At 59.1% G+C, this 4,820-nt stretch carries 3 protein-coding genes; all 3 read left to right on the forward strand.

Going from position 1 to position 4,820, the window contains the following annotated elements; all coding sequences use genetic code 11:
• Positions 1-43: 43 nt before the first annotated feature.
• Positions 44-616 carry a cysteine hydrolase family protein gene (locus Q4Q11_RS30805; protein ID WP_498571862.1) on the forward strand — a complete coding sequence of 191 codons (573 nt, stop codon included), beginning with the start codon at positions 44-46 and terminating at the stop codon, positions 614-616.
• 196 nt (positions 617-812) lie between these two features.
• Positions 813-1,031, forward strand: a complete 219-nt coding sequence (locus Q4Q11_RS30810; protein ID WP_498571860.1) for a hypothetical protein — start codon at positions 813-815, stop codon at positions 1,029-1,031.
• A gap of 325 nt (positions 1,032-1,356) precedes the next feature.
• Positions 1,357-4,820, forward strand: a 3,464-nt coding sequence (locus tag Q4Q11_RS30815) for a DUF3131 domain-containing protein (protein ID WP_498571861.1), incomplete at its 3' end; no start/stop codon positions are given.

Here is a 4,820-nt window from a genome sequence, read left to right on the forward strand (position 1 = left end):
GCGCCATATGCGGCTCCGACCGTCATTTTTACACCCCGTTCGAATGACTTCCTGGCTGCATCTGTGCATCGACATGCAGCGCATGTTCTTCGAGCAAACTCCATGGCAGGTGCCCTGGATGGCTCCCACCTTGGATCAGGTGGGCGAGGTGGCAGGCCGATTTCCGGAGCGGACGATCTTCACACGCTTCAAAGCACCGGCGCAGCCGGAGATCATGCCGGGCAAATGGCGCGACTACTACCAAAAGTGGGAAATGATGACGGGGCGCAACTTGCCGCAGGAGCTGACGGACGTGCTTCCATTCCTTCGCAAGCTGGTGCCACCCGCTCGCATCTTCGACAAGTTGACCTATTCCCCCTGGCTCGACGGTCGCCTTCATCAAATGCTATCCAGCGAACACATCGACACTCTGGTCATGAGCGGCGGCGAAACAGATGTTTGCGTGCTGGCCGCTGCGCTCGGCGCCATCGATCACGGATATGGAGTGATCATTTTGAAGGACGCAGTTTGCAGCGGTGATGATGAAGCGCACGACGCCGCCCTCACGCTGCTCGAAAGACGATTTTCGGTGCAGGTCACGATCTCAACGGTCGAGGAGTTCCTGTTCGCCAGCTGATCGCTTGATGCATTGCTTACATGCCCTGATGGACTGCCGGAACCTCTGCCGAAATAGGTGGAAAGCATGTCCGGCTTCCGTCGGCTCTTGGAAAGGCCTATCGGCCCGGAGCACGAGGTTGAACTAAGTTGTAGCTGTCTCTCTTTACGACGCCCAACGCGTGTAGCGCCGTATTTCCTGCATCACATGCTTATGCTTGGGGAATTTCAGCGGCGCGATGGTCTTTTGCCCCGAGCATGTGAAAGAAGGGGCGGTCACGGTCATTACGGCTCCTTCTGTAAAAAAACTCTATTTATTCCTGAATTTGCTGGATAAAATACGACGGCAGATTGCGCGTGAATTATTTCAAGAACAAGATGAAGAAGATGATTTTGTGCCAGCGCCCATCGGCTTTGCCGGAGGGCTTAGCGACTGACCGCCTGTCGAGGGGCAAAAGAATGCGGCAAGTCTAGGGGCATTCGATCACCATGGGGCGTTTGGAAGGACCGATGAATGCCGTTGACGGTCAAACAATAGGCCCGGCCAGGGAAGCAGCTCGCTTGAACAAGACAGCGCCGCCAGCTGTGAAGATTGCCGGATGCGCCAGGCGATTAATCCTGCGTTCAGGGTGTTGCCGGTAGGTAAGCGGCATTGATTGCCCCGGTTGCTGTCAAGCGGGGTAGGCAACGAAGATTTCAGGCTCCGGTTCTCGTTTCTGGAGCTTCGCATTCCAGAAACGACGAGACAAAAGCGAAAGACACATGTCGTCTAAAGATACTGCCAACGATTCTGCTTCAATTCCCCAGATGGCTCATTCGGATCGCGAATTCGGAATCCGCGCCGCTCTTTTGTCAAATGATCAGCTGAGAGCCAGGGCAGCAAAATTTGCCGAAAGCCGCACGCTTGATCTCGTTCATTTCAAGGACTTCGATTTCTATCTGCGGCATAAGGAGAACGAGAGCGAGATTCTGAGGGCCTATCGCGCCGCCGCTGGGGATGTCGATGCCGGCGAGAGCATCACGCCAGCTGCCGAATGGCTGCTCGACAATCACTACATCGTCGAGGAGGCGATCCAGGAAGTTCGCCGTGACTTTCCGAAGAAGTTCTATCGTGAACTGCGCAAGATCAATCTCGACGGGACGGAAGTGCCGCGCACCCTAGCGCTCGCCTGGCTCTATATGGCGCATGCGCACAGCAACATCAGCAATGCCGGCATGACGGCGGTAACCGAAGGGTTTCAGGACCGGGAAACCCTGCGAATCGGCGAGCTCTGGGCGCTGCCCTCGCTGGTGCGCTACGTGCTGATCGACAATCTTCGCCGGGTGGCATCGCAGATCGACAAGAGCCGCGAAATGCGCGCGGCCGCCAATGCGGCAGCCACCGAGGTAATTTCGCTCGGCGACGCTGGCGCGGTGCAATATCTGGAGACGCTGGCCGCCAATATCGACGATACGACCTTCGTCACGCAGCTGCATTATCGTCTTCGCAATGCGCTCGAGCCGACCGAAGCCGCGTTGAACTGGCTGGAGGCCAAGCTTTCCGCCAGGGGAACGGATGCGGAAGCGGTCATGTCGGCCGAGCAGACCCGTCTAGGCGCGGCCAATGCGCTGATGGGCAGCATCATCAAGAGCCTGCGCGAGATCAACGACACCGATTGGTCGGAATGGGTCGAAGAGGTCAGCACCATCGACAAGCTGCTCTGGCAGCAGACGGATTACGCAGAGCTCGATTCCGGCTCCCGCAACAGCTATCGCCGCCAGATCGAAAAGCTCGCAAAACGCTCCGACAAGACGGAGATGGATATCGCCGAGGCGGCCGTCCGGCTGACCGACCGTGCAAAGGCTGACGACAGGCACGGATCCGCGGGCAATGTCGGCTATTATTTCGTCGGCGATGGGCGCCCGGCGCTCGAGGCGGAGATCGGCTTCCGGCCAACGCTTGGCCTGCGGTTCATGCGGATGGTCCGCAAGCTGAACTGGCTATCGATCGCCGTTCCGGTGCTCTTGTTGACATTGCTGGCGCTCATCGTGGTCGAGTGGGTTTTCGTCGACGCCGGAATGCCGCTTTTTGCGACGATCGTTCTTTTGCTGATGTTCGCGCTGCCGGCATCCGAAGGCGCGACCGGCCTCTTCAATTTCTTTGCCACCTTCTTCATCACGCCGGATCGCCTCGTCGGCTACGAATTCAAGAAGGGATTGCCTGCCGACGCCCGCACGCTCGTCACCATTCCCTCCCTGATCGGCAGGCGCGAGCATGTCGATGAGCTTGTCCGCAATCTGGAGGTGCATTATCTCGCCAACGCCCGCGGCGAGATCTATTACGCACTTCTGACCGACTGGCCGGACGCCGAGGAAGAACAGACGGCCCGCGATCTCGAAGTCCTCGACTACGCACGCGGCAAGATCGCCGAACTGGGGGCGCGCTATGCGGAAGAGGGCAAGCAGCGCTTCTATCTCCTCCATCGCCGCCGGCAGTTCAATCCGGCCGAAGGCGTGTGGATGGGATGGGAGCGCAAGCGCGGCAAGCTGCACGAGCTCAACATGCTGCTGCGCGGCAGCCCCGATACGAGCTTTATCGCGGGCGTCGATGTGGTGCCGGCTGACGTCAAATACGTCATGACGCTGGACAGCGATACGCGCGTCGTCCGTGATACCGTCGTCAAGCTTGTCGGCAAGATGCATCATCCGATCAATCGCCCGGTTTTCGACGACAAAAAGCAGCGTGTCGTCAATGGCTATGGCGTTCTGCAGCCGCGTGTGACCCCGTCGCTGACGACGGGCAAGGACGCATCCGCCTTCCAGCGCGTCTTCTCGGTCAACCGCGGTCTCGACCCCTACGTCTTTGCGGTTTCCGACGTCTATCAGGATATAACCGGGGAAGGCACCTTCACCGGTAAAGGCCTCTATCATGTCGATGCCTTCGAGGCCTCGCTAAAGGGCCGCATCAGCGAGAACTCCGTACTGAGCCATGACCTGCTCGAAGGCTCGATGGCGCGATGCGGGCTGGTGACGGATTGTGAGCTGGTTGAGGATTTCCCCATCCGCTACGAAGTCGAAGTCTCGCGTCAGCATCGCTGGGCTCGCGGCGACTGGCAGCTCCTTCCCTATATTTTTGACGATCGTCGCGGCATCACTGCGCTCGGCTGCTGGAAGATGCTCGACAATTTGCGCCGCTCGCTCACCCCGATCGCGTGGCTCCTGGCATCCGTGCTCGGCTGGTACTGGATGGATCCGCTCGGCGCGCTTGTCTGGCAGATCCTGCTGATCTTCAGCCTGTTCGTTGCTCCGACATTGTCGCTGATCAACGGGATCATCCCGCGAACCAGCGACATCATCCTGCAGGCGCATCTCCATACTGTCTGGAAAGACATAGAGAATGCCAATGCTCAGGTCGCCCTGCGCATCATCTTCATCGCCGACATCGCCTGCGTCATGGCCGATGCGATCATCCGCTCGCTCTACCGCCTGTTCGTCAGCCGCAAGCTGATGCTGCAATGGCGCACTGCCGCAAGCGCCCAGGCCATGGCCCAGACGACGATCCTTGGCCATTACAAGGTCATGTGGCGCGCACCGCTTCTGGCCATCCTGGCGCTGATCTTCGCGGCCTCTTCCGGCGATATCGCCTGGCTGGTCGGACTTCCTTTCGTGCTGCTCTGGGTGCTGTCGCCGGCCATCGCCTGGCTGGTCAGCCAGACGGCGGAAACCGAAGACCGTCTCGTCGTGCCCGATCAGGTCCGCAACGAACTGCGCAAGATCGCAAGACGCACCTGGCGCTATTTCGACCATTTCGTCGTTCCCGACCAGCATTTCCTGCCGCCCGACAACGTTCAGCAGACGCCGCATGCCGTGGTCGCCATGCGTACATCTCCGACCAACATCGGCGTCTATCTGTTGTCGGTCATCTCGGCGCGTCGTTTCGGCTGGATTTCGTTCGAGGACGCGGTCAAGCGCATCGAGCAGACGATCGAGACGGTCGAAAAGCTGGAAAAATATCGCGGACACCTCTTCAACTGGTATCATACCGACACGCTGAAGCCGCTTGGCCGCAGATATGTGTCGTCGGTCGATAGCGGGAATTTTGCCGGGCACCTGATTGCCGTTTCATCGGCATGCCGTCTATGGGCTCAGTCTCCAGTTGCCCACATCCAGACGGATCTCGACGGCATCGGCGATGTCGCCGCAATTCTACGCGAGGTGCTTTCCGAGCTCGGCGACGATACGAAGTC

The sequence above is a fragment of the Rhizobium sp. UFLA01-1127 genome, assembly GCF_059803845.1.